This window comes from Couchioplanes azureus (genome assembly GCF_014648355.1).
In the GTDB taxonomy this organism is placed as follows: Bacteria; Actinomycetota; Actinomycetes; order Mycobacteriales; family Micromonosporaceae; genus Actinoplanes; species Actinoplanes azureus.
In genome coordinates this window covers 401,564-422,611 of the sequence record NZ_BMQY01000005.1, presented here as the reverse complement: position 1 = coordinate 422,611, position 21,048 = coordinate 401,564, and the positions used below count along the sequence as shown (strand labels likewise).

The following is a 21,048-nucleotide window of genomic DNA, read 5'->3' as shown; positions in this document are numbered from 1 at the left end:
GAATTGTGGCAGCTTAGGGCCAGTTTCACAAATTTTTGAGAGTCCTCGACCGTAGTTGGCGAAGCCCTCGCGAACTGTGCTCAACTCTCCGATTTGCTCGGTTCGTTGGGATCCTCATCCGCAACCGCAAGGTATGGCAAGGCGAGCATCAAATATTGCTCAACAGGCTTTCCGATGACGCCTTTCGTGAACCCTTCAAAATACTGCTCCTCTGTAAGCACGAAACCCGCGAATCCCACGGCTGCCACGGTGCCGAGCAATAGCGCAACCTGAAGGTACGGACTGGTCACAATACTGAAATCCCAGGCAAAAAACTCGGCATCGAGCGTTTCTACTTGCGACTTGGACCAATCGGCGGCCAGCGAGGTGGGCATGATGGTGAGCGCGAGCGCGTAAAGCAAGCCGGTGACTGCAATCCATACGCCGCCCACAACCGACATCACCCGAATGGATGCCAGCCGCCGGAAACGCTTTTCGATCAACATGACAGCCTTGACGAGTCGAGCGGTAGTGATTTCCTTTTCCGCATTCAACGCCTCGGCAAGTTGCACAATGGCGGCGTCGGCGTCGATGTGTTCGGCGGGCTTATTGCGGTGCTTGTCGATGCGCTTCCAGACGGCTTCCATTGGCACGTCCCGGTCGTTTAGCGTGTCGATCGTCTTAAAGAGCAGTGTCGTCGAGTCGAGTCTTGCCATGCGGACGAGTAGGTATAGGGAGAGCGGTGTTAGTGTAATGGCCGCCAGTAAGCCGATCCTCCATTCCGCCGCTACAGCTATTCGCCACGGATCTTCCGATATCAAAGGCATTAGAATTAGCAGTAGAGTAATCGGAACAAAAAATGGAACATGTGCCGTGAAGCGGACAGCTCGTACGGCCCACCTTGTCCCGATCACTAAGAGGAACGGAAGCAAGTGTGTAAGGAATAAGGTGCTGTAGTCCCCATTTGCGAATAGGTAGACACCGAGGGTGATCCATGCGGCCATATAGGCTAGATAGCCGAGCATGTTTGTGCATCCTCCGGCCCTAACCGCCAGAACAAGGCCAAGCATTGAGGCAAAGATCACGAGCGCCGTAATCCAGAAGTCCCATCCGAGTCGGAACGAGGCAAATAGCAGGAAACCCAATAGCATTGAAAATAAGAGGTTCTGGCTCAGGCTGTCGGCCAGTCGGTTACTCGTTCCCGGCTCAACCTTGCAGACCTCGCCGAAACCCTGCTTTCGCAGTGCTCTCGTCAACAACTCGCGCAGCGTTACAGTGCTCCTTGCCGACGATGCGTCGCTGGAGCTGCCGTCCGTGTGCTCTTGCATATCAGCCTTACCTACACTGGCCCGCGGAAGTCCAGCAGCAGGGATCCAGACCCTCTGAGGCTCGCCAGTGGGCTCACTCGGTCACTGCAGGGCGTTCGGGGGCAACCGCCATCCACGCTGTCTCCCTAGTTTGGCAGCTCAATCCCCTTCGGCGGCACTGGGGACACGGGAGACACCCGTCCCACCATCGGTCAGTGAGACCGTCACCGGCTAGCTCCGGCTAGCCAGCGCCTCGCTGTTCGCAGGAGGTGTCTGTCACGACTGGCTCGGCGTCGGCTCGGATGTTGGCGGGCAGGAATGCAAGGCCCGGAACGGATCGTTCGGCCCGCACCTGAGCATCGAGCGTGGGTTCCCCAGTAGATCATCCGAGGGTGACGGAGACGGGCTCGGCGAACTGTTGGACGACGGTGCCGTCTCGTCTGGGCATCGCGCGACGTACCCGCCGCACCATGCGGGCGCCTCGACGCTGGCCACCTGCCACTTGCCGTCCTCGTCGTGGGTCTCGAAGCGCCACGTCTTCGCGTCGCTCTGATGGCTCAACGCACCACCGCCGGAGCTCCACCAGACAGCGGTGACGTCGACCGTCACGGCGGCCTGGCCGCCCTGGATCGGCCCGACGGTCAACGTTCCGAAGCTCAGCCGACTTGCCTCGCTGCGCGTCATCGCGTCGCGGTATTCCCGCCAGCCGGTGAGCAGCTCGTCCTCGCGCTCGTCGTCGAGCACCGTGATCAGGCCCTCCTCCTCGCCGTAGCTGAGCGCCTGGAGGTACTGACTCGCCGCGATATCCGGCGCCGTTGCACCCTGGCTTGCTTCGGCGGTCAGCCGCCATACCCACGCCACCGGCACGGCGACGACGGTCCCACCGCAGCACACGAGCAGGGTCGGGAGGAGAACCAGCACCAGCCACCGGCGACGCGTCGACCATCCCGCGAAGCGCTGTCCGCGCGGCTGATCCGACCATCGCCGCAGCGCTTCGATCAGCCACGTGACCCGGTCTCGCCATCCCGTGATCATCCCGGCACGATAAGCGACTTCGTCGACCTGCGTCGATCGTGTTGTGACCTGTCTGTCGACGACGGCGACCCGGGCGAACGGCGGAGCGCTGAAACGGGGGTGTCCGGAACTGTCCCCTCGTTTCCCTTGTTCAGGAGGCTAGAGGACTTGGGGACAGGGGACCTTCCGGCGGTGCCGACTAGCTCGAACGTCGGAAGGTCGGTCCTTGCCGTCGCTCCATGAGCGTGGCCTCTGGCGTCGCCTGCGAGGCGGTTTAATCAAGACATCTAAATGTATTGCTAACGTCGAGATCTCTTGGACCGACTTCAGGAGGAGATCTTGCGTATCCGTACCTCCCTCGCCGCCGGCATGGCCGCGGTGGTGGCGTCCGCACTCTCCCTCACGGCCCCCGCTGCGGCTATCGCCACGCCGCTGTGTGATGGGACCAACTCCACACGTGCCCGGGTCTGCGTCAAGGTCATTCCACAGACGCTTCCGACCGCGCTGGCCCAATTCCGTTCGGCGAGTCACAGCCCGGCGAGCCAGCCACCGGCTTCCGCGGAAGCCGTATCGGTGGCCGCCGCCGGATGGGAGCTTGATCCTGACCCGAGCGCCCTACCCGACTTCTGCAATACCCCGGTAACCCGCGTGACGGCATGCTCGGCGTTCCAGACGATCGCCGCGATCCTCGACAACCGGGGCACGGTCAAAGGCACCGCCACGGTGATGGTCATCTACTGGGGCGCCGTCTCCAACAAGGCCCTCACCTGGACCATGGGCGCGAAAGCCTACGTGCAGACCCTGACCGGCGCAGCGGCGACCGGCTCGACCATCAATGGCACCGCCGTCTGCTCGGGCGCCTGCACCGTCGCGGGCAACGGCAGCACCAAGCTGCCTTTGGTCGTCGGCGCGTTCATGCGGGGAAGCTGGATGATCACCTCCAACACCCCCGGCGCGACCCCGGTCACGAGCAGCCAAGCGGTCAAGCTGGCATTCGAGTCCCCTCCGCCCACCGTGCCCGGCTCCGGCTCGACGACGGCGTTGCCGACCGTGCGGTGCGACAACAGCGCCACCATCGGCAGGATCAGCCCCGGATGCGTCTACCCAGCCGCCACGCCGGTGTTCCTGCTGAGCGGATCCGCCCCGCCGCCGTCACCGCAACATGCGGCCTTCGTCGCCTCCGCCCAGGCCAGCCTGCCGGGCCACCCGGGCAGGGTGGACGGTACGCCGCTGACGCGGCAGGCCAACTCGGCAATCGTCGACAGCCAACGCAACATTTCGTGCGCGGGGTTCGTCAAGCAGTACCCCGACGACTCGTGCGACGAGTACCCCTTCGCCTCCACCCGCCAGGGCGGCGCCGGAGCGGCGATCGCGCACATACCCCAGACCGACAACACCAACGGCGGCAACAAGCTGGGCGCGTTCATCCGCGAGAACCGGGTCTGGGACAACGACGCCTACTTCGTGCAAGTCGTAGCCTGACCCACTATGAACGGTGAGGACACCTCGACCAGCCTCGTCCGCGCCGCTGACGGCGCCGTCTACGCCGCGAACGGCTTCTACGAGCTGCTCGACTACGACGGCGCGCCTGACATTCTGGCTGACGCCGGCGTCGCCAACGGCCTGGTCGCCGTCGGCTCGACCGGAGCGATCGTCCTCACCGGCACGATCTTCGGACCGGTGGCGCTGCGCGTGGAGATCCACGCCGCAGCGCCACCCATCGACGTGGCTGGCTGGGAGAAGGTCGTGGAGGTCGAGCAGTACACGCCGAGTGGCACCGTGTCGGTCAACGCGCCGACCGATGGCGCCGTGGAGGATTTACCGGCCCTGGAGACGACCGCCGATAGCTGGTATCGAATCCGGGTGCACGCTCGCGGAATCGAGGAGGCTCGGAATTATGCCACGACCGTTCCGCGCCCGATCGAACACCACCTGGTTCAGCTCTGGCCGGAAGCACCCCAGACGGACGACATCAAATTCCCTAACCCGGCACTGCGTGAATATCGCCATCTCCACCCGACGTCTCCACCGTCGATGCCGCTCTGAACGCACGCGATCTCTAGCTGGTTTGGGACAACGGGAAGGGCCACGCCTCGGAGGTCAGCTAGCGTTGCGTACGCGCCGCATGATCTGGCGATCTTCCCTCTCGCCAAAGTAGTCAGCAGTAATGCCTTCGGTTTGGAAACCTAGTGCCGCGTAGAGTGCGATTGCGGCGTTGTTGCCGGGCTCCACAGTGAGCCGAAGCGTTGAGATGCTCAGTCGGTCGGCCTCTTCGAGTGCGCGACGCGAGAGGACTCTTCCGATGCCGCTACGTCGATAGGTCTCCCTGACGCCGAGCGCCAAGAACCAGCCCTCATTGCTGGCGAAGGTGGGGAGGATGAGGCTGTAGCCCACGAGCTTTGACGAGTCGGTGGCAACGTTCAGGAGCGGGCCGGCCAAGTCATAGAACTGCCGCATCGTGATTTGGGCGTAGGAGTGTTCACCAAAGATCTCGTAGTCCATCTGAGCCAGGTCGGCGATCTCATGTTCGGCGGGTCGACGGACTTCAATCATTGGTGACAACCTCCGAACTATGGTTCAACGGCCACTCTTCGGCACAAGATTCAATAATCTTGTACTGATCAAGCATTTGGTTCAAATCATACTTGTCGAATGTGTAGTTGTTCGTGATTGCCTCTCCAGACGAGTTGACGCGCGATTGGTATCCGCAGACGTCGTCCCAGAGAATCATATCCACCCGCAAATCCGCCGAAAGCTGGTCGCGCTGGACCCGCAGCGTGCGCACACCGGCGTCGCGCTGGCGACGGGCGAGTGTCTCATGGTCATCCGTCCAGTCTCGGTAGATGAAGATGCGCTGGACACGAATGCCCCGAGCAAGCGCCTCCCTGTGTAGTCGCCAGTACGTGTGGCCTGCGGCCGATTGCCACCATTTGAGGTCCACCTCTTCGACGCTGGTCGCCAAGAGGCGGTCCTTCGTGCGTTCGGTGAGGGCATAGACGAGCCAGTTGTCATCGAAGGGGGCTTCGAAGTGACCCCGTTGCAGGTCACGCAACTGATCAAGGCAGTCATCCATGATCTTGCGGCAGAGCACCGTTGCCATGGTGCCGGCGTACTTGGCCTCGATGTTGACGGCGGCATCCAGGGCGTCTCTCACTGCGATCTGTACCCACGGTGCCTCGTCCAGCGGCTGAGGTATTACCACAGTGTCGCGATCGTTGCCGCGCTGGCTTGGGACTGCTGGGCGATCGTCTGAGAAGCTGGCCGGTTCGTCTTCAGGCGCATACGGCTCGAAGAGCTGCCGAGCTGTCCACTCCGGGAACATCGCTTCAAGGACACGACAGTGATCCGGGTGCGGCAACCTAGTCAGCGTGCCGGAGAGCCACCTGTGTAGCTGAGGCCGGCTGGGTGCGGAGCCGCACAGTTGCTTGTCGACGGTGGCGGCGGCGCGGTTGTACTCAGCGGAGAACACCCTGTGCGTCTGCCAGTGCCTCTGCTGGACAAGATGCTTTAGCCGAGTGGGTTGGGGGCTCACGATCCACCTTCCACGACTCGCCCACGTCGATGGAACCTAGCACGGACGAGACAGAAACGAGACGCGCGAGACAAAGGCGATCAACAAGCGGTGCAGGAACGAGGTCGAGGCGAAACGGCCTGCGGCGCCAGACTTGTGGCACGACATCGGAGCACGAAGGAAGGACGACCGGATGAGGCCCACGCAGACACCTTCGCCTACTTCGTCGACCTCTTAGGGCCGCGAGCTGCCGGGGGGATGCCCTTCTCTCTGGCGAGTCGGCGGATGTAGGCGCCGGTGAACGGAGAGAGCTTCTCCACCTCCGTCGGGGTGATGTTGGCCCGGAGGGCCTCAAGGGCGGCCTCGATCACCTGCTGCCGGGCTTCCTCGTGGGCGGCCTCTGAGTCGCGATAGCGCCTTGTGGCGGCGGCGAGCCTGTCACGAGCGTCAGTCACGAAAGAAGAGTACCGCAACAAGGTTGCGCGAACTTCCACGGTTTCGATACCGTATATCGAAACCGAGTATCGATACCGTGATCGTACCAACTTTAGGAGGTCCTCCGTGAGGAAGAAGCTTGTCCGGCTCGATGGCCCAAGCCGGGCCGATCTGGCTGCGATCGACAGCGAGTGGCCGTTGATCGAGGCGGAGTTGTCCGTACTGGACGCGGAGATTGCCCTGATCAACGCCGCCGACCACGGTGGCCCGTCGCCGCTGGACTGGCGGCGTCTGCGCCGGGCTGAGGCCCGCGTTACCCGGGTCGCCGCCGAGCTGGCCGCCCGCTCCGCCGTCCGGAAGGCGGTGGCGTGATGAACCTGCGCAAGCTCGGCGGCCTGGCCGCTCTCGCCCTGGTGCTGTTCTACGCGATCAGCAACCCGCAGGACTCGGCCGACTTCGTTCGTGACGTCGCTTCGGGCGTCGGCGCGTTCGCCTCGGCCCTGGTGAAGTGAGGCATCCGATGACCAAGCCTGTGATGTCTGGCCGTGCGTGGGCATACGTCGGCGCCGTCTTGGGTGGCGCGGTGTCCATCGCGGCGAACGTCGCTCACTCCTACGTCCCTCCGGCCGGGGCTGCCGCCGACTGGTCGCCGCCCGGCGGCGCCGTCGTCGGCGCGATCTTCTGGCCGGTCGCGTTGTTCGTCGCCGTGGAGATCCTGGCCCGCATCGCGTGGCCGTCCGGGCTGCGCTGGGATGTCCTGCGCTTCGGTGGCCTGGTTCCGGTCGCTGGGGTCGCCGCGTTCGTGTCGTACCGGCACCTGTCCGGTCTGCTCGCCTTCTACGGCGAAGGCGGCTCGACGGCCATCTTCGGCCCCCTGGCCGTCGATGGGTTGATGGTGATGGCGACCGGCGCCCTGCTCGCCACCGCCCACGGCACCACCACGCTCGCCGCCGCGCCGGTCGCCTCAACCGCCCCGGCCGCCGCCGAGCCGAGCACCGCAAAGTCGTCCGTCGCAGCGCCGCCCGACGCCAAGCCCGCCCCCGCGCCGACGGTCAAGAAGACGCCGGTCAAGCGCGTCACGCCGCGCCCCGCCTCGGCCGTCAAGGTCGCCAAGGCCGCCGCGAAGATGCCCGGCGCGCCGGTCGCGCAGATCGCCGCCAAGGCCGGGGTGTCCCCGTCGACCGCCCGGCGTCACCTCGCCGCCCTGAACGCCACCAACGCGTCACCAACCGAGCCGCAGCCTGCGCAAACGCCCACCCTCACCGCCGCCTGACCCACCCGTTGAGAAGGAGTCATCGTGAACACCGACCACACCCACCGCCAGTACCACACCCTGCGCGCTGACCTGTTCGAACTGCACGGCTGGGCCGAACGTGAGCTGCTCAACGACCGGGCCGACCGGCAGTACATCGCCGAGCACCTGACCAACTCCGTGTGGGCGCTGCTGCACGGTGAAGTTCCGCCGACCCCGACCGGCAGGGTGCGTACCTACACCCACCCCGACGTCTTCACGATCGGCGTGCGCGACGGGTGGGCCGACCCGGAAACCGACCCCACCCGCATCGACTGGACCGCCCGCCAAGCCACCGCCGCGATCCCGTTCGAGGTCATCGACGGACGACCGGTCAACCCCTGCGAGGACACCGGAATCCGGTACGGCCGCAACGAACTCGGCCACTGGGGCGAGGCCCTGGCCGCCGACGCCATGGTGACCGCCACCGACAGTGTGGGCGGGCGCTGGCTGCTCATGGTGGAACGCGCCGACGGGCGCGGCTGGGCGCTGCCCGGCGGGTTCGTCGATCCCGGCGAGGCGCCGGTCGACGCGGCGGTGCGCGAGCTGGCCGAGGAAACCGGCCTGCAGGTGCCCGCCGAGCGGTGGCACACCGAGGCGCCGCGCTACGTGCCGGACCCGCGCGCCAGCGACGAGGCGTGGATGGTCACCGTCCTGTCCCGCACCGACCTGGGCGCCTACCCAACGCCGGCCGACTTCCCAGCGGTGCACGGCGCCGACGACGCGGCCCGCGCCGCGTGGCTGCCCGCCCACGACTACCGCACCCTCACGCACTGCCTGACCAGCCTCGGCGCCGAGGTGTTCCCCGCCCACCGCGAGATGCTCGCCGACGCCCTCGGCCAGTAGCTCCGCCCGGCGGCACGGCCCCAACCGCCAAGTCAAGCGCCGTGCCGCCGGTCTCCACCCCGCAAGCCCAATCCGGGTGAGACCCACGGGAGAGATCCCAGATGTTGCCAGACACCGCCGCCCACCTCGCCACGCTCGTCGCCTGAATCTTCGGAAGGGACACCCGTCATGTGTCGTAGCAAAGCCGACGGCGGACGCCGTTGCACCGGCCACTCCACCACCTTCACCTCGACCGCATCCGGACGGACCACCATCGTGAACATCACCTCCGGTAACGACATGGTGGGCGCGCAAGGCCGCGTCTTCGGCCGCAACGCCGAAAGGCCTCGGCCCTCGGCAACCCCACCGCGCGGGCACACCCCGGACACCTGCCCGACGCGCACCGTGAACATCGCCGCAGGCAACGCCCGCGTCGGTGTGCAGGGCTCCGATCCTGACGCCGGGGACGACCCGGTCCGCGAGGTGAACATCCGCCTCGGCAACGCCTGGGTCGGCCAGCAGCATGCCGACACCGCCGAGCCCGACGTCCCCGCCGGTGCGCCGTCAGTCGTGAACATCGCCACCGGCAACGCCCGGGTCGGTCGCCAGGGCACCCACTACGGCGCCATCCACCTCTAAGCCTTCCCAACGGGACGCGGACCAGCACGGCCTCGACAACCTCCGGCCCGCGTCCCGGGCCCTCACCCCAACACCCACGTGCTCGATCTCAGGGGAGAACCCTCATGCTCTCGCACTCCATCGCCACCACGGTTTCAACCCGCCTGCAGTCTGGTCTTCGCCGCCGACTCAATCGGTATTGCCATCTCACCGCTCCCGTCACCGCGACCGTCCGGAAGGAGAACGGCCGATGACCACCCCACACGGGAACCCGAACGCGGACGACTTCGACTGGACCGCCGCTGAGAACGAGGTCGCTGACGCTGAGGTCGTCGACCTGGACGCTGCCCGGTCTCGGCGGGGTACCACCGCACCACAGGTCGACCCCAACAGCGACGACACCGAGCCCGACGAGGACGAGACCGGTCCGGCCGCTGCGGTGATGGTCGACAGCATCGCCGCGCAGCGACGCCCGCGGTTCACCCTCGCCGGGTTCCGCGACGCGACCCGCGTGCCGATCGTCCCCTCATGGTTACGTTCGGCCCGCGAGTTCGGCGGCAACCTGGCGTGGGCGACCGGGTTCGGCCTGCACGCGCTTGCCTATCACGGTGTGCGGGTGCCGAAGTACGGCGTCAAGCTCGCCGTGCGAGCGCCGCGCGGGTTCGCCTGCATGTGCTGGGGCTACAACCGGTGGCTGTGGGACCTCGAGGGCGAGCCGGTGCGTCAGTCGGTGGTGCGGGCCGCGATCGACAAGCCCGAGGAAGCCAAGATGTACGACCGGCTGACCAACAAGCGCGACCGGCGGGTGCGCTGGCGCGGCATGGTCACCCTCGCCCTGATCGCCGCCCTGGTCGCCGCCGTGGGTGCGCTCCTGCTCGCCCCCACCTTGGCGCAGTGGTCGACGCTGGCCGCCGTGCTGGTGCTGTGCGGGATCGTCGGCGCACCGGCGGACAAGCCGCTGTTGGACACGGCGGTCGTGCGCCGCGACGCAGCCCCACTGACCTCGGTTGAGGTCTTCACCGCCCTGGCCGCGCTGAACATCAAGGGCATCAACGACGCCATCCGCCGCGGCGACAACGGCAAGCGGTGGTTCACCGCGCCGATCAGCCGGGAGAACGGCACCGGCTGGCACGCCGAGGTGGAACTGCCCCGCGGCGTCACCGCCTCGACCGTGGTCGACAAGCGCGAGGAACTGGCCGCCGCGCTGACTCGCCCGCTCGGTTGTGTGTGGCCGGAGGTCAACGCCGAGGTGCACCCCGGCATGCTGACCCTGTTCGTCGCCGACAAGGACCTGTCGAAGTCCAAGCAAGGCCCGTGGCCGCTGCTCAAGACGGGGACGGTCAACCTGTTCAAGCCGTTCGCGTTCGGCACCGACCCGCGCGGCCGGGTCGTCACCATCACCCTGATGTTCGCCTCGCTCATCATCGGGTCCATCCCGCGGATGGGTAAGACGTTCGCGTTGCGCCTGGCCCTGCTCGGCGCGTGCCTGGACCCTCGCTCGTGGGTGCTGGCGTTCGACCTCAAGGGCACCGGTGACCTCCGGCCGTTGGAACCGGTCGCGCACCGCTACCGCGCCGGAGACGACGAGGAAGACATCGAGTACGGCATCGCCGCCATGCGCGAGATGCGCGCCGAGCTGCGCCGCCGCACGAAGGTGATCCGCGAGCTGCCGGCCGACCTGTGCCCGGAGAACAAGGTCACCGACGAGCTGGCCTCCAACCGCAAGCTCGGCTTGCACCCGATCGTGATCGGCGTGGACGAGTGCCAGGTGTGGTTTGAACACCCGAAGTACGGCGACGAGTTCGAGGAGCACTGCACCGACCTGATCAAGCGCGGCCCGGCCGCCGGGATCATGCTCGGACTCGGCACCCAGCGCCCCGACGACAAGAGCCTACCGACCGGCATCAGCGCGAACGCCGTGCTGCGGTTCTGCCTCAAGGTCATGGGCTACCGGGAGAACGACATGGTCCTCGGCCAGTCGATGTTCAAGAACGGCATCAAGGCCACCATGTTCGCCCGCCGCGACCGCGGCATCGGCTACCTCGCCGGAGAGGGCGACGACCCGGTCATCACCCGCACCTTCAAGATTGACAACCCCACCGCCAAGGCCATCGTCGCCCGCGCCCGAACTCTGCGGGAACAGGCCGGGAACATCACCGGCCACGCCGCCGGGCACACCATCACCACCGACGCCGTGCGCCGCGACACCATCCTCGAAGACACCCTGGCCGTCATGAGCGACACCGACCCGAAGCTGTGGTCCACGGTCATCGTCAAGCGGCTCGCCGCGCTGCGCCCCGACGTCTACGACGGGTTCACCGCCGACCAGCTGCGCGAAGCGCTCAAGCCGCACGGCGTCAAGACCGGCCAGGTCTGGGGCAGCGACCCCGACACCGGCGAGAGCGGCAACCGCAAAGGCATCACCCGCGCCCACCTCCAAGATGCGCTCACCCGCCGTGACCGTAACGGGGGGAGCGGCGGCCGGAAGTAGGCCCCAATTCGCCGCTAGGTCTAGCGGCACCCACCGCTAGACCTAGCGGCACCGCTAGCGACACAAAGATCCCCTGGCCAGCGCCCTAGCACCTAGCGGCGTTGGCCCCGCACACCCTGAAACGGCCTGTGGAGGCACCTCGTGATGACCCTCGCCGCGCTAGCTAGCCTGATCCTCGCCGGTTACACAGCGTTCTACCTGATCATGTGTGCCGCGTTCCCGTTCGGCAACTGCCGCCGCTGCCACGGCACCGGCAAACGCTACTCGAAGATCTTCAGCAAGGCGTTCCGGCTCTGCCCGCGCTGCGAGGGCACCGGCCGCCGGGTGCGCATCGGCCGCCGCGTCTACGAGTACCTGCGCGGCGAGTACAAGGCCGGCAACCGATGAGCGCCCGCACGATGGCCCGGCACCGCCGGACGGCGACCGAGCACACCGCCTGGTGCGCACGCGACCACCGCTGCAACCTCAACGAACACCGCTCACCGGAGCTGATCGCCGACCTACCCGGCGCCGGAAGGGCGATCGTCACCCGCGTCCGCGACGCCAACGGACGCGAGTACGTCGAGATCCGCGCCCGGATTCCCTTGCACCACACCGAAACCGGCGCCCGCTGGCAGGTCGCCACCACGGTGCGGCTCCTGCGCGAGGTACTTGCTGCTGTCGCGATCCGGCACGGTGTGCTACGCGGTCGGACCGCAAATCCTCCTGCGAGGCGGCCGGAGCTCCACGGGGCGGACGGGAAGTCTTTCGGTGGGAGGGCCGCCTGATGTCGCGGATGCGGGCGGCGTTTTGGGATCCCGAGGGCAGCCGGTACGGGCTGCCGACCTACTGGTGGCGCGGCGCGCCCGACGGCTACACCACCCGGCGCCAGCTTCGCACCCGAGGCCTGTGCCCTGGCCGTCAGCCAATCGCCGCGCAGATCCTGTGGCGCGGCGTCGGCGGCACCCGCGCCGCGTACCTACCGCATCGACCTCGCCCGGCCCAAGCAGCCCGCGACGCCCGGCCAGCTCCGCGCCGTGCGCGCCGCCCTGCGCGCTCGCCGCACCTGCCCCACCTGCCGGGAACTGCGGCCGTACTACATCCCGCGCTCGCTCGGCGAGTGCCTGACCTGCCACGACCCGCGACGAGCGGCGGGCACTGGATCGGCGCGAGTAAGGCCCTCGGCCGCGAGGTGCCCGCCAACGAGCCTTACCCGCACATCTGCGGACGCCGGATCGCCGTCGGCCAGACCAAGAGCCGCCGACATCCGGTCCACCTTCAGTCGCGCGACTGCGCCCCCTGCGTCCACGACAAGAACTCCCGCAACCGACCGTCTACACCCGACAACAGGAGGCCGGAACCTATGCGCCTTAACGAATCCCTGCGCGACGTGGCCCTCGCCGCCGCCGCCCGAGGCTGGCACGTCTTCCCACTGCGTCCCGACGACAAGCGGCCCGCCTTCCCCGACCACCCCGCCGACGCCTGCACCCGCACCGACCCGCGCTGCCGGGTCAGGCACACCAGCTGGGAGGACCGCGCCACCACCGACCCGGATCGGATCCGGCGCGGCTGGGCAACCGTGCCGTATGGCGTCGGTATCGCCTGCGGCCCCTCCCGCCTGGTCGTCATCGACCTGGACGTGCGCAAGCCTGACCAGAGCCCACCAGCCGACTGCCCCTACCCGGCGGCTGAAGAGGGTTTCGACGTGCTCGTCGAGGTCTGCGAAGCCGCCGAGCAGCAGGTACCCGATGACACCTACACCGTGGCCACGGGCCGGGGCGGGACTCATCTGTACTTCCGGCACCCCGCGACCGGCCCGGCGCTGCGCAACACTGCAGGGGAGCGCGGCAACGGCCTCGGCTGGCTGATCGACACCCGCGCCCACGGCGGCTACGTCGTGGCGGCCGGATCGATCGTGACCGGACGCCCGTACACCGTCGTCCGGGACGTCGAGGTCGCCGAGCTTCCCGGCTGGCTCGCCGAACGCCTCGCGCCTGCACCCTTGCCACCGCAACGCCCCGTCGCCGTGGACCTGCCCACTGGCCGCGCCGGGGCCTACCTCGACGCCGCGATCAGCCGCCAGCTCGACCACCTCCGCAGCGCAGTACAAGGCGAGCGCAACCACGCCCTGTACGTCTCCGCGGTCGCCCTCGGCCAGCTCGCCGCCGGAGGCGCCCTGCCCGAAGAGCAGGCCGCCGCCCTCCTCGAAGAGGTCGCGCTGGCGATCGGGCTGACCCGCTTCGAGACGCTGCGTACGATCCGCTCCGGGCTCGCCGCTGGCGCCCGCCGACCCCGGACGGTCGCCGCATGAACGCCGTGCCGGCCGACCGGCCCGCCCTGCACGTCGCCGGGCCGGACGACGTCGCCGAAGTGCTCTCACCCGCGCCGAAGCAGCCCGCACGGATCCGCACGTCGTGGACTGCCGCCGACATCATGGCCATGGAGTTCGCCCCACCCAAGTGGGCCGTTCCCGGCGTGCTGTCCGAGGGCGTCAACCTGCTGTGCGGCCCGCCCAAGGTCGGCAAGTCCTGGATGTCCTTGGGCCTCGGCGTGGACGTCGCTCTCGGCGGTCAGGCGTTCGGCTCGATCCAGGTGGAGGCCGGGCCGGTGCTCTATCTCGCCCTGGAGGACACTGCCCGGCGCCTGCAATCGCGTCTTGGCAAGGTGCTCGGCGACCGACCCGCCCCGGCAGGGCTCACCCTGGCCACCCAGTGCCCGCCGCTGCCGCAGGGCGGCGACCAGGCCATCGCCGCGTGGCTCGACCGCAACCGCGACGCCCGGATGGTCATCATCGACGTCTTCGCCAAACTCCGCGGCAACTCCGCCCCAGGCGCCTCCGCCTACGACGCGGACTACGCCGCCGTGGGCCGGGCCAAGAAGGTCGCCGACGACTACGGCGTCGCGTTCGTCCTGGTCCACCACGTCCGCAAAGCCGGATCCGACGACTTCCTCACCGAAGTCTCCGGCACCAACGGCCTCGCCGGAGCCGCCGACGCGACCCTCGTCCTCAAGCGGGCACGCAACCAGGGTGACGGCGTGCTGCACGTGACTGGCCGCGACGTCGATGAGAACGAGTACGCCCTCAACTTCGACGCCGCCGCCGGTGCCTGGCAGATGCTCGACGGCCCGGCCGAGGACCACCAGGTCGGCGAGACCCGCGCCGTGATCCTGCGCTTCCTGCGGACCACGCCCGGCAGTACGCCCAAGGTGATCGCCGAGGGCGTCGGCCTGGGCTACGACAACGTCAAGCGGACCTGCCAGCGGATGCTCGCCGATGGGCAGCTCGCCGCCGACACCGGCGGCCGGTACCGAGTCCCTGGTGTCCCCGCTGTCCCCGGTGTCCCCCAAACCCCGCTGAGCAGCGAAAACGAGGGGGACAGCACGGGGACACCCGGACTGTGGTCGTGAGCGAGCGAACATGCTGAAACAGGGAGATATGCGGCTGTTTCAGCTCAGACGCATACGAAGACACCCGGACAGCCGAGATCTTGGCTCAGCGTGGCTCTCAGCGGGCCGCCGTACGGCTCTCTGCCGACGCGTTCCGCCCACCTAGGCCGGAACGCAACACGTCCCCGATCGCCTGTCTCAGCGCCCCTCAGCACTCCGCCCGCACCTCGCCTAGGGAGGCCGGAACCCGATGGCTCGCAACTTTCTGACCCTTGCTGACTTCCTCGCCGAGCTGGACGTACCAAAGTCGACCTTCTTCCGCTGGAAGGCGCTCGGCGAGGCACCTCGCACCTACAAGCTGCCGAACGGGCAGCTCCGCATCCGTCGCACCGACTTCGACGCCTGGCTGTCGAGCCGTGAGGAGCCGCAAGCCGCATGAGCACCTTCGATGTCCGCGTCCACAGCGTGTTGGTCAACAAGCTCGCCAAGGGCACCTCGTACACCATCCGGTGGGTCGTCGCCGGGAAGCCGTTCCGGGACACGTTCGCCACCAGGGCGCTTGCCGACAGCTACCGGTCGAAGCTGGTCGTAGCTCAGCGAGAGGGCGTCGCGTTCGACGAGAAGTGCGGCCTGCCCGAACCGATGGCCCGCGCCCGCAACGCCCGGTCGTGGTACGACCACGCGATCGCTTACGTCGACGTCAAGTGGCCGCGCGCCTCGGCCAAGCACCGCAAGGGCATCGCGGAGGCACTGGCCACCGTCACGCCCGCCCTGCTGTCGACCAGCCGGGGAGTGCCGAGCGACAAGGCCATTCGCGCCGCCCTCTACGGCTGGTCGTTCAACAAAACTCGGCGCGATGCCGGGGATCCGCCGGCCGAATTGGCGACCGCCGTCCGGTGGCTGGAGTCCAACACCGTCGACCTGTCCGCCCTGACTGACGCTGCCCTGGTCAGGAAGGCTCTCGACACCATCGCGCTCCGTATGAAGGATGGCGGCGCGGCGTCCGCGAGCACCATCGCCCGCAAGCGCGCGATCTTCTCCGGGGCGCTCAAGTACGCGGTCGAGCTGCGGCTACTAGAGGTCCACCCGCTGTCGCTCGTGAGCTGGATCGCCCCGAAGCATGACGACGAGGTCGACCGCAAGGCGGTGGTCAACCCGGCGCAAGCCCGCGCGTTGCTTGCCGCCGTCCGCGACCGCACGCCCGAGCTTGTGGCCTTCTTCGGGTGCATGTACTACGCCGCGCTGCGCCCCGAGGAAGTACTGAACCTCCGGGAGGACGAGTACGAGCGTCCCAAGGTCAAGGGCGGGTGGGGCGTCCTTCACCTCACCGGCTCGACCGTTGCGGTCGGACACGGATGGGGAGACGAAGACGGCACGATCGAGCGACGCGGGCTCAAGCACCGGGCGAAGAGCGCGACACGACCCGTGCCCGCGCCGCCGCCCCTCTGTGCTCTGCTTGACCACCACATCGCCGAGTACAAGCCCGCACCTGACGGCAGGCTGTTCGTCACCCGGCGCGGCCCCGGTGGTCGCTACGTGCCGACACTCGGCCAGCCCATCCCGAGCAACTCCTACGGCAAGGCCTGGCGGGACGCCCGCGAGGCGACGCTCACCCCCGCACAACTCCGGTCACCGCTGGCGAAGCGGCCCTACGACCTGCGGCACGCCGCCGTGTCCCTCTGGCTGAACGCGGGCGTCCCCGCAACCCAGGTCGCCGAGTGGGCCGGGCACAGCGTCCACGTCCTCATGCGGGTCTACGCGAAGTGCATTTATGGGCAAGAGGAAGCCGCGCGCAGCCGGATCGCGGCGGCTCTAGCGCAGCGGGATCTGGAATGACGTGATGCGGGAAGCTCAACCAGCCAGGCGATGCGCCGAACTACAGGGCGGCCCTTGATAGATAACCGTAGAGGAAGATCATGACTCAGCCGCCGATTCCCCCTCAGGTGCCGATGGGGGCTCCGTACTTTGCGGCTCCCCCGCCGCCGAAGAAGTCCCGCAAGGGTCTTTGGATCACGCTAAGCATCGTGGGCGTTTTCATGGTCATGTGCTTCGGGGGCTGTACGGCTCTGGTCAGTTCTGCCGCCGAGTCATCGAAGACTAAGGCTCCATCAGTCTCAGACCCAGGTGAATCCGCTAGCGACCGTGATGCCCCCGCAAAGGATGACACGGGTGAGAAGCCAGAAGGGCCTGTCGTTGCCAAGGTCGGCCAGACCATCACCGTGCGGCCGTGGCGGATCGGGGAAGACGGGGAAGTCAAGTACACCCTGAGCAACGTGAAGAAGGCCAAGTCTCCGAACGGGTTCATGAACCCTAAGAACGGGACATACGTTACGGCGAAGCTTGAGATCAAGGTCATCAAGGGTTCCGAGTTCGCGTCGACCTCAGACCTCTCCTTCGTTACGTCTGACGGGACGGTCTACGAGCCCACCTGGAGTGGGGGATTTGACGGCGAGTTCGACGCTGTGGAGTTGAAGGCCGGTCAGCGCAAGTCGGGCCTCGTCGTCTTCGACGTTCCGAAGAGCGCCCTCAAGGGCGGACAGGTCCACGTCAGCAGCCTCTGGGACGACGAGTCTTACGGGTACTGGAAGCTCTGACGGAGTCCCCGACTGCCGACACGTATCCGACACGACCAGTGAGATCAAGCGGTCCCGAGTGAGACTCAGTGGGACCGACGAGGAAGGCCCCTCCCCGCTGTTTCAGCAGGTGAGGGGCCTTCTTGTGCCGGTGGTGGCGGGTAGAGGATTCGAACCTCTGTAGCTTTCGCGACGGATTTACAGTCCGCTCCCATTGGCCGCTCGGGCAACCCGCCTGGGCATCGCCGCCTCGGTGTTTCTTGGCGGCGGAGAACAGGATAGCCGTACCGGCGGCCGCTTTCGCAACCGGGTACGGTCGGCATGTCGAGGGCCCCCGGCGGGCCCTCGTGGACATCGATACGTGGCCCAGCAGCAGGAGTCTGATCATGGCAGCCAGCCCGTCGTTCGACATCGTGAGCAAGGTCGACGGTCAGGAGGTGGACAACGCCTTCCACCAGGCGGAGAAGGAGCTCGGCACCCGGTTCGACTTCCGGGGGACCGGCACCACCATCGTCAAGTCGGGGGAGAACGGGGTCACCATCACCTCGGAGACCGAGGAGCGTGCGGCCGCGGCCCTCGAGGTGTACAAGGAGAAGCTGGTCAAGCGGAACATCTCCCTGAAGTCCCTCGATGCCGGGGAGCCTCGCCAGTCGGGAAAGACGTACAAGATCGACTGCAAGGTGGTCGAGGGGATCGAGGCCGACAAGGCCAAGGCGATCAGCAAGAAGATCCGCGACGAGGGGCCCAAGGGCGTGCAGGCGCAGATCCAGGGTGACCAGCTGCGGGTCACCGGCAAGAAGCGGGACGACCTCCAGGCCGTCATCGCCCTGCTCAAGCAGGAGGACTTCGGGGTCGCCCTGCAGTTCACCAACTACCGCTAGCGGGTGAACCAGCAGCCCGGCGGAACGTGGTTGAGCTTGGGCTGAGGCGCCGGGGCGCGCCTTGGCCCGGCCCTGTCCGGGCGGCGCGACCACCCAGCGGCTGCGGGTCGTGGGACCCGTACGGAAACACCTCGAGGTTCAGGCCGTGGCTCTTTCCGCGAGGGTCTGGGCTCCCGGGCCGGTGAGCTCATCTGGGTTCAACGGACGTCCGGAGACCGCAAGCAGCAGAGCGAGAGCGGATCCGTGCGCCTCTGGTCCGGTGCCGATGTCGACGGGTGCGTCCGAGGCGATCAGCCGCAATCCTTGGGCACGTTCCTTGCCGCCGCCCATCTTCACGGTCGTACGCAGTTGGAACTTCAGCGCGCTCGCGACCTGGCCGGGCGGGTAGTCACCGCTGAGTCCCACCGCTCGCCGGATGTCCTCCCCATGGACGAATGCCTCGACCAGGCGGGTGGCGATCGCCGCCGGCGGGGTGCTGGTGCGGTATCGCACGGATCGGAATGCGGCCAGGGTCTTTTCGGGGTCACGGCGGCGTTCGCGGGCGACGCCGAGGGCGTTCTGGCGGTCGAAATCGAAACGTGCCGCGATCATGCTCCGGACGAATGCGGTCCTGGTCGTCTTCGCGCTGTCGATCAGGTGAGCCACCACGTCGTGCACGTCCCAGCCCGTGCAGGCGGTGGGGGCACTCCACTGCTCGGGCGTCAGAGCGCCGAGATCGCGGAGCAGGGCAGTGCGTTCGTGATGAACCGTGGTCCACACAGTGGTGCGCTTCACGTTCATCGAGCTACTAAAACAGTAGTTGTAACTACTGCGCAAGTAGCTAGCCTGGTGAGGTGGTGACGCGAAGGACATATGGCTCATACAACGACGGATGCGCCGCCGCCCACGCGCTGGATCTCATCGGGGACCGGTGGGCGCTCATCATCGTGCGCGAGCTGGTGCTGGGCCCGAAGCGCTTCATCGACCTCCAGCACGACATCCCCGGGATAGGTCCGAGCGTGCTCTCCCGCAGGCTGCACGATCTGGAGGAGTCCGGCATCGTCGACCGGCGCTTACTGCCCCGACCCGCAGACAGCACCGTCTATGAGCTCACGGACTGGGGACGGGAACTCGAAGAGGTCAACGCGGCGTTGTCACGGTGGGCTGTGCGATCGCCTCGGCTGCCGCTGCAGGCCGACATGAGTCCCGACACGCTGGTCCTCGCCATGAGGGCGCATGCGCGGCCGGCGCCGGGGAGCGACGTGCCCCGCCGTGTCGCGTTGCAGCTCACCGACTCCCGTAGCGCCGGGAACGAGCCGGTCGGATACCTGGCGACGGTAGGTCCGGCCGGCACCAGGATCACGAAGGAGCCGATCCCCGACGACGTCGACGCCCGGGTCCAGGCGAGTACTTCGGCCTGGAAGGCACTCGTCATCGGCGGATCCCCGATCGAGGATGCGCAGGGGATCGTGATCACGGGCGACGCGGCGGCGGTCCAGGCTCTGCTGACCGCGACCCGGCTGCAGGTCCCTGACGTCACGCGACGGCGAAGCGGCGGCAGCTCGAAGCCGTGACCCGGCCAGTTCACCAACTACCGGTGAAGCACCCCACCGCGGCGCAGACTGAGGTCCATGGACCTTGGTACGGCGACGCTGGTCGTCGGCGGCGTCATCGGGCTGGCTCTGTTGCTCTTCGGGGTGAAGATGCTGGCCACCGGCAGCGCCCCGCCCAGCACCATGCGGAACTTCCGCCGCGTTCGTGACGCCGCCCTGTACCACCTGTTGTTCGGGGCGGCGTTGCTTTTGATGGTGGTGGGGCAGATGATTCCGGGCGGGCCTGCCGCCGCCGCCGTGAGCGCGTTCGCCATCGTCCTCGTCGGGGTCGCCCTGGTGAGGTACCGGCCGCGCCGGGGCAGGCCTACCGAGGACAGCTAGCACAGCCGAGGAGCCAGAGTGATCGGTCCGGTCGTCGACTTTCCGTGGGTGGCCGAGCGCGGGGACGCGGTGGTGCTGGCCGACGTCCGCTGGTATCTCGACGGGCGGTCGGGGCGCGAGGCGTACGAGAACGGCCATCTTCCCGGCGCGGTCTTCGTCGACCTGGACCGGTGGCTGGCCCGGCCCGCCTCGCCGGCCGAGGGCCGGCATCCGCTGCCCGAGCCGGAGGTCTTCGCCGAGGGTATGGCCGCGGCGGGGATCGGCGACGGGGACACCGTGGTCGCGTACGACGACGCGGGCGGTGTCGTCGCGGCGCGGCTGGTCTGGATGCTGCGCGCCACCGGTCACGACGCCGCGCTGCTCGACGGCGGGCTCACCGCGTACGAGGGGCCGCTGGTGAGCGGGACGACCAGCCGGGACCGCGCGGTCTTCACGCCCCGGCCGTGGCCGGGCGACCGCCTGGCCGACCTGGAGGCCGCCGCCGGCGGGGATGCCGTGGTGCTGGACGCGCGGGACCCCGGGCGGTTCCGCGGCGACGCGGAGCCGGTCGATCCGCGGGCCGGGCACATTCCCGGGGCGCGCAACCTGCCGTGCCGGGAGAATGTCGACGAGCGGGGCCGCTTTCTTCCGGTTCCCCGGTTGCGGGAACGGTTCGCGGCGGTGGGTGTGCATGCCGGCAGTGACGTCGTGTCCTATTGCGGTTCCGGCGTCACCGCGTGCCATAACTTGCTGGCGATGGAACACGCGGGGCTCGGCATCGGGCGTCTCTATCCCGGTTCCTGGTCGCAATACAGTGCGACCGATCACCCCGCCGCGACGGGTGATTAACCCGGCTCCGGAAATG

Annotated in this window: 25 protein-coding genes, 1 tRNA gene and 1 pseudogene; 20 read left to right on the top strand and 7 right to left on the bottom strand. The window is 67.7% G+C overall.

What is annotated here, in order from left to right:
- Positions 1–80 precede the first annotated feature (80 nt).
- The gene (locus IEY99_RS20555; protein ID WP_189205530.1) at positions 81–1,307 is read right to left on the bottom strand and encodes a hypothetical protein; all 1,227 of its coding nucleotides are present in this window, start codon (positions 1,305–1,307) and stop codon (positions 81–83) included.
- A 255-nt stretch (positions 1,308–1,562) separates the two neighbouring features.
- Positions 1,563–2,321, bottom strand: coding sequence for a hypothetical protein (locus tag IEY99_RS20550; protein WP_189205528.1), 759 nt, complete (start codon positions 2,319–2,321; stop codon positions 1,563–1,565).
- A 318-nt stretch (positions 2,322–2,639) separates the two neighbouring features.
- Between IEY99_RS20550 and IEY99_RS20545 the strand changes: the two genes are divergently transcribed.
- Both IEY99_RS20545 and IEY99_RS20540 read left to right on the top strand, forming a co-directional pair.
- Complete coding sequence (locus IEY99_RS20545) at positions 2,640–3,782, top strand: NucA/NucB deoxyribonuclease domain-containing protein (protein ID WP_189205526.1); 1,143 nt, start codon at positions 2,640–2,642, stop codon at positions 3,780–3,782.
- A 6-nt stretch (positions 3,783–3,788) separates the two neighbouring features.
- The gene (locus IEY99_RS20540; protein WP_189205524.1) at positions 3,789–4,346 is read left to right on the top strand and encodes a hypothetical protein; all 558 of its coding nucleotides are present in this window, start codon (positions 3,789–3,791) and stop codon (positions 4,344–4,346) included.
- Between the two features lie 54 nt (positions 4,347–4,400).
- Here the strand turns inward: IEY99_RS20540 and IEY99_RS20535 are convergent, their stop codons facing one another.
- The 3 genes from IEY99_RS20535 to IEY99_RS20525 all read right to left on the bottom strand — a co-directional run bounded on the left by IEY99_RS20535 (position 4,401) and on the right by IEY99_RS20525 (position 6,266).
- Positions 4,401–4,853 carry a GNAT family N-acetyltransferase gene (locus IEY99_RS20535; RefSeq protein WP_189205522.1) on the bottom strand — a complete coding sequence of 151 codons (453 nt, stop codon included), beginning with the start codon at positions 4,851–4,853 and terminating at the stop codon, positions 4,401–4,403.
- Positions 4,846–5,769 carry a hypothetical protein gene (locus IEY99_RS20530; protein ID WP_189205520.1) on the bottom strand — a complete coding sequence of 308 codons (924 nt, stop codon included), beginning with the start codon at positions 5,767–5,769 and terminating at the stop codon, positions 4,846–4,848. Before IEY99_RS20530 ends, IEY99_RS20535 begins: the two co-directional genes overlap by 8 nt.
- A gap of 260 nt (positions 5,770–6,029) precedes the next feature.
- Positions 6,030–6,266, bottom strand: a complete 237-nt coding sequence (locus tag IEY99_RS20525) for a hypothetical protein (RefSeq protein ID WP_189205518.1) — start codon at positions 6,264–6,266, stop codon at positions 6,030–6,032.
- Positions 6,267–6,372: 106 nt separating this feature from the next.
- On the opposite strand from IEY99_RS20525, the gene IEY99_RS20520 reads away from it, so the two are divergent.
- From IEY99_RS20520 to IEY99_RS20460, 14 genes and pseudogenes are all read left to right on the top strand, one after another.
- Positions 6,373–6,618, top strand: coding sequence for a DUF6284 family protein (locus IEY99_RS20520; protein WP_189205516.1), 246 nt, complete (start codon positions 6,373–6,375; stop codon positions 6,616–6,618).
- Positions 6,618–6,758 (top strand): hypothetical protein, encoded by a 141-nt coding sequence (locus IEY99_RS20515; protein ID WP_189205850.1) that lies wholly within the window; start codon positions 6,618–6,620, stop codon positions 6,756–6,758. Before IEY99_RS20520 ends, IEY99_RS20515 begins: the two co-directional genes overlap by 1 nt.
- Before the next feature lie 71 nt (positions 6,759–6,829).
- Positions 6,830–7,519: a DUF2637 domain-containing protein gene (locus IEY99_RS20510; RefSeq protein WP_189205514.1), complete on the top strand. Its 690-nt coding sequence runs from the start codon at positions 6,830–6,832 to the stop codon at positions 7,517–7,519.
- A 207-nt stretch (positions 7,520–7,726) separates the two neighbouring features.
- The gene (locus tag IEY99_RS20505) at positions 7,727–8,383 is read left to right on the top strand and encodes an NUDIX domain-containing protein (protein WP_189205833.1); all 657 of its coding nucleotides are present in this window, start codon (positions 7,727–7,729) and stop codon (positions 8,381–8,383) included.
- Positions 8,384–8,551: 168 nt separating this feature from the next.
- Positions 8,552–9,001: a hypothetical protein gene (locus tag IEY99_RS20500; protein WP_189205512.1), complete on the top strand. Its 450-nt coding sequence runs from the start codon at positions 8,552–8,554 to the stop codon at positions 8,999–9,001.
- A gap of 229 nt (positions 9,002–9,230) precedes the next feature.
- Positions 9,231–11,471, top strand: a complete 2,241-nt coding sequence (locus tag IEY99_RS20495) for a P-loop NTPase family protein (RefSeq protein WP_189205510.1) — start codon at positions 9,231–9,233, stop codon at positions 11,469–11,471.
- A 144-nt stretch (positions 11,472–11,615) separates the two neighbouring features.
- Complete coding sequence (locus tag IEY99_RS20490; RefSeq protein WP_373293406.1) at positions 11,616–11,858, top strand: hypothetical protein; 243 nt, start codon at positions 11,616–11,618, stop codon at positions 11,856–11,858.
- On the top strand, positions 11,855–12,238 hold the full coding sequence (locus tag IEY99_RS20485; protein WP_189205506.1) for a hypothetical protein: 384 nt from the start codon (positions 11,855–11,857) through the stop codon (positions 12,236–12,238). The genes IEY99_RS20490 and IEY99_RS20485 overlap by 4 nt, the downstream gene beginning before the upstream one ends.
- Positions 12,238–12,604 (top strand): annotated as a pseudogene (locus IEY99_RS34380) (RRQRL motif-containing zinc-binding protein); the annotation flags it as partial. The gene IEY99_RS20485 and the pseudogene IEY99_RS34380, both read left to right, overlap by 1 nt.
- Positions 12,580–13,761: a bifunctional DNA primase/polymerase gene (locus IEY99_RS20480; RefSeq protein WP_229799053.1), complete on the top strand. Its 1,182-nt coding sequence runs from the start codon at positions 12,580–12,582 to the stop codon at positions 13,759–13,761. The pseudogene IEY99_RS34380 and the gene IEY99_RS20480, both read left to right, overlap by 25 nt.
- A complete protein-coding gene (locus IEY99_RS20475; protein WP_189205502.1) occupies positions 13,758–14,858 on the top strand; it encodes an AAA family ATPase in 1,101 nt (366 codons plus the stop codon). Before IEY99_RS20480 ends, IEY99_RS20475 begins: the two co-directional genes overlap by 4 nt.
- Before the next feature lie 229 nt (positions 14,859–15,087).
- Positions 15,088–15,276 carry a helix-turn-helix transcriptional regulator gene (locus IEY99_RS20470; RefSeq protein WP_097322800.1) on the top strand — a complete coding sequence of 63 codons (189 nt, stop codon included), beginning with the start codon at positions 15,088–15,090 and terminating at the stop codon, positions 15,274–15,276.
- Positions 15,273–16,673 carry a tyrosine-type recombinase/integrase gene (locus IEY99_RS20465; protein ID WP_189205500.1) on the top strand — a complete coding sequence of 467 codons (1,401 nt, stop codon included), beginning with the start codon at positions 15,273–15,275 and terminating at the stop codon, positions 16,671–16,673. Before IEY99_RS20470 ends, IEY99_RS20465 begins: the two co-directional genes overlap by 4 nt.
- Before the next feature lie 188 nt (positions 16,674–16,861).
- Positions 16,862–17,431, top strand: a complete 570-nt coding sequence (locus tag IEY99_RS20460; RefSeq protein ID WP_189205498.1) for a DUF4352 domain-containing protein — start codon at positions 16,862–16,864, stop codon at positions 17,429–17,431.
- 131 nt (positions 17,432–17,562) lie between these two features.
- On the opposite strand, the gene IEY99_RS20455 is transcribed toward IEY99_RS20460, so the two are convergent.
- Positions 17,563–17,646: transfer RNA gene (locus tag IEY99_RS20455), tRNA-Tyr, on the bottom strand.
- Between the two features lie 150 nt (positions 17,647–17,796).
- Between IEY99_RS20455 and IEY99_RS20450 the strand changes: the two genes are divergently transcribed.
- On the top strand, positions 17,797–18,291 hold the full coding sequence (locus tag IEY99_RS20450) for a YajQ family cyclic di-GMP-binding protein (protein ID WP_189205496.1): 495 nt from the start codon (positions 17,797–17,799) through the stop codon (positions 18,289–18,291).
- A 138-nt stretch (positions 18,292–18,429) separates the two neighbouring features.
- Here IEY99_RS20450 and IEY99_RS20445 read toward each other — a convergent pair whose 3' ends face one another.
- Entirely contained in the window at positions 18,430–19,071 is a 642-nt protein-coding gene (locus IEY99_RS20445; RefSeq protein ID WP_189205494.1) for a maleylpyruvate isomerase family mycothiol-dependent enzyme, read from the bottom strand.
- Positions 19,072–19,124: 53 nt separating this feature from the next.
- Between IEY99_RS20445 and IEY99_RS20440 the strand changes: the two genes are divergently transcribed.
- From IEY99_RS20440 to IEY99_RS20430, 3 genes are read left to right on the top strand one after another with little or no spacing between them, the layout of a single operon-like run.
- On the top strand, positions 19,125–19,844 hold the full coding sequence (locus IEY99_RS20440; protein ID WP_189205492.1) for a winged helix-turn-helix transcriptional regulator: 720 nt from the start codon (positions 19,125–19,127) through the stop codon (positions 19,842–19,844).
- Between the two features lie 57 nt (positions 19,845–19,901).
- Positions 19,902–20,204, top strand: a complete 303-nt coding sequence (locus IEY99_RS20435; RefSeq protein WP_189205490.1) for a hypothetical protein — start codon at positions 19,902–19,904, stop codon at positions 20,202–20,204.
- Between the two features lie 18 nt (positions 20,205–20,222).
- Positions 20,223–21,032 carry a sulfurtransferase gene (locus IEY99_RS20430; RefSeq protein WP_189205478.1) on the top strand — a complete coding sequence of 270 codons (810 nt, stop codon included), beginning with the start codon at positions 20,223–20,225 and terminating at the stop codon, positions 21,030–21,032.
- The last annotated feature ends 16 nt before the right edge of the window (positions 21,033–21,048 follow it).

Excerpts from the sequence above, each read along its gene's own strand:
- IEY99_RS20555 (WP_189205530.1), bottom strand. The coding sequence starts at position 1,307 with ATGCAAGAGCACACGGACGGCAGCTCCAGCGACGCATCGTCGGCAAGG.
- IEY99_RS20550 (WP_189205528.1), bottom strand. The coding sequence starts at position 2,321 with ATGATCACGGGATGGCGAGACCGGGTCACGTGGCTGATCGAAGCGCTG.
- IEY99_RS20540 (WP_189205524.1), top strand. The coding sequence starts at position 3,789 with ATGAACGGTGAGGACACCTCGACCAGCCTCGTCCGCGCCGCTGACGGC.
- IEY99_RS20535 (WP_189205522.1), bottom strand. The coding sequence starts at position 4,853 with ATGATTGAAGTCCGTCGACCCGCCGAACATGAGATCGCCGACCTGGCT.
- IEY99_RS20515 (WP_189205850.1), top strand. The coding sequence starts at position 6,618 with ATGAACCTGCGCAAGCTCGGCGGCCTGGCCGCTCTCGCCCTGGTGCTG.
- IEY99_RS20500 (WP_189205512.1), top strand. The coding sequence starts at position 8,552 with ATGTGTCGTAGCAAAGCCGACGGCGGACGCCGTTGCACCGGCCACTCC.
- IEY99_RS20495 (WP_189205510.1), top strand. The coding sequence starts at position 9,231 with ATGACCACCCCACACGGGAACCCGAACGCGGACGACTTCGACTGGACC.
- IEY99_RS20490 (WP_373293406.1), top strand. The coding sequence starts at position 11,616 with ATGACCCTCGCCGCGCTAGCTAGCCTGATCCTCGCCGGTTACACAGCG.
- IEY99_RS20485 (WP_189205506.1), top strand. The coding sequence starts at position 11,855 with ATGAGCGCCCGCACGATGGCCCGGCACCGCCGGACGGCGACCGAGCAC.
- IEY99_RS20475 (WP_189205502.1), top strand. The coding sequence starts at position 13,758 with ATGAACGCCGTGCCGGCCGACCGGCCCGCCCTGCACGTCGCCGGGCCG.
- IEY99_RS20470 (WP_097322800.1), top strand. The coding sequence starts at position 15,088 with ATGGCTCGCAACTTTCTGACCCTTGCTGACTTCCTCGCCGAGCTGGAC.
- IEY99_RS20465 (WP_189205500.1), top strand. The coding sequence starts at position 15,273 with ATGAGCACCTTCGATGTCCGCGTCCACAGCGTGTTGGTCAACAAGCTC.
- IEY99_RS20450 (WP_189205496.1), top strand. The coding sequence starts at position 17,797 with ATGGCAGCCAGCCCGTCGTTCGACATCGTGAGCAAGGTCGACGGTCAG.
- IEY99_RS20445 (WP_189205494.1), bottom strand. The coding sequence starts at position 19,071 with ATGAACGTGAAGCGCACCACTGTGTGGACCACGGTTCATCACGAACGC.
- IEY99_RS20435 (WP_189205490.1), top strand. The coding sequence starts at position 19,902 with ATGGACCTTGGTACGGCGACGCTGGTCGTCGGCGGCGTCATCGGGCTG.